The following is a 1,924-nucleotide window of genomic DNA, read 5'->3' as shown; positions in this document are numbered from 1 at the left end:
TCCGCGAATGACATTTTGGCCGATCAGCTCCCGGACGCCATCAGGAAGCGGCACTGCCGACTTCGTAGAGAACCAGGTCCCCGAATGACCGAGAAACCCGCGCTTGACACTTACGCAAACAGAGAGCCGGTGTTGGTAAGATGGGTCGGTGCAATGCAAAAGCTGACGTTGCCGCGGCGCTGGCTTGCCATGAGTGACCGCTGACGGTGGCCAATCGGTCATCCGACAGAAAGACTCAGATGACCGAGACGAGACCTTAACGTTCAATGGGTGAAGCTGCAGAAAATGTCTCAAGAGCGGACACCGGCCGTTCGCTGATACAACTTCTAAGGAATGCCCCGCTTACGAAGTCTCCGTTTGCACTGAAACGGAGCTACTACTCCAGGACCATAAACATTAAAGGAAAAGGTGCGACAGCGATCAGTACGGTGATCAGAAAAGCCCAAAAACTGTAGATTCCGGACAAGCCCGCCATGAACGCGAGGCCGCCTCCGCCACCAATGACTGAGTTTCCCGGCAGGTTCAGCAGGAGAGCCAAGACGACGTATCGATTCCTGACAGCGACATGGCTGAGGCGACTGTTGAGCTTTTCCGAGATCATCTCTGCGCGGTCGTGTCGGGGCGTTTTGGCCAAGGCGTCGACAAAGCTGGCGGTGCGCCTCAGCCTTAACCAGTATGAAAGCCTCGCGAGCAGGGGAAGCGGCACGAAGCGGCCAATACTAAACGACAAAATAAGTGCGCCGACCATGCCAGCATATACGATGGGGGATGCCTTGCCTCCAAACATCAGCAACAAAGCGAACCCGATCTCTGCACCCGGTACAAAGGGGATAGCAGCAGTCACTACAAACAGGATCAGAGACCCCATAACCAGCTTGTGGATCAAAGGCTCGTTCATTGGCCGCATCTCAGGGATGGTGACGCTCAACAGGGTTTCTCCCGCGATCCAGCCTGCAGCGAGAAGGGTAGCGTAAAGCGCAATTGCGCGCCGAGCGGCCCAAAGGCGCTTCAAAAGCGCGCGCACAATGGGTTCTCGGTCGGATCGAAGTCCTGCATCTCGATTCGAGCTTCAGCCAGAGACGGATGAGCAGAGGGCGTTTGGGACCCCCGAAAAGCGATGTCCCGGTTTGACGTCCAGTACCAGCGTTTGCGTTCCCAGCGGATGGAAACTGTGATTGCGCCGTTGTCGCGGACAAGGCCGTCGTATTTGAAATATCCGCGATCGTCGCTTTCGAGAACGCCTGAGAAGCGCACGCCTTCATCCGTTTTTTCAGACACGTAACGGCCCGGCGCAAATCCACAGCGGGTGCAGATATCGGACCAGAAGTGTCCGTCGCTGAAATGCAGGCTGTCTTCAAGATCAGGGTTTTCTTCGGGCCCTATCATACCTATGAATACACGCCCATCGAGTGCGCCGTCTGCCTGCGCAAGACAGGCGCAGAATATCCATGCAGTTAAAGTCAACAAAGTAATCCGAACTGCCGGTTTCATAGCGCACCTAATCTGCCTGTCCGAACACCATAGCCGCTCGGACCAAATCGAAAAAGACCAACGCATCAAGTAAGCAATTACGGAAAATAATTCGTAAGCGGTCTGCGTGGCATCTGCCATTGCGGGTAGCGACCAAGACGATCCGCGATGTGACCAGCCCGCTCGATCTGCTGGTGCGACAGGAGGCTGGCGCCGGATAATCCCCGGTTCCGATGCCCCGCCCCAAACTGGAGGACGCGGATATCTTCCGCGCTCATGGCCCTGCCTATCGCAAAGCGCATGCGGGCCACCTGAACCTGCCGCAGTTGCAGGTGATGTCCGCGGTTGAGACGTGCCGGACCGCGGTACTCGGTGGCCATGTTGCCGCTTGCACCAAGTGTGATCATCAGCACATCGCCTACAACTCTTGTCGCAACCGGCATTGCCCGAAGTG

At 56.5% G+C, this 1,924-nt stretch carries 3 protein-coding genes; 1 reads left to right on the top strand and 2 read right to left on the bottom strand.

Annotated features, from left to right (window positions below; all coding sequences use genetic code 11):
• Positions 1-376: 376 nt before the first annotated feature.
• Together GV827_RS23090 and GV827_RS23085 are read right to left on the bottom strand one after the other, a co-directional pair.
• The gene (locus tag GV827_RS23090) at positions 377-928 is read right to left on the bottom strand and encodes a hypothetical protein (protein WP_164356663.1); all 552 of its coding nucleotides are present in this window, start codon (positions 926-928) and stop codon (positions 377-379) included.
• Positions 929-1,008: 80 nt separating this feature from the next.
• Positions 1,009-1,611, bottom strand: a complete 603-nt coding sequence (locus GV827_RS23085; RefSeq protein ID WP_164356662.1) for a hypothetical protein — start codon at positions 1,609-1,611, stop codon at positions 1,009-1,011.
• 92 nt (positions 1,612-1,703) lie between these two features.
• Between GV827_RS23085 and GV827_RS23080 the strand changes: the two genes are divergently transcribed.
• The coding region (locus tag GV827_RS23080; protein ID WP_204326065.1) for a transposase zinc-binding domain-containing protein at positions 1,704-1,924 on the top strand (221 nt) is incomplete at its 3' end.

The sequence above is a fragment of the Sulfitobacter sediminilitoris genome (genome assembly GCF_010667575.1).
Lineage (GTDB): Bacteria > Pseudomonadota > Alphaproteobacteria > Rhodobacterales > Rhodobacteraceae > Sulfitobacter > Sulfitobacter sediminilitoris.
Note: the sequence above shows the minus strand (reverse complement) of the source record. Positions and strands in the feature narration are given on the sequence as shown.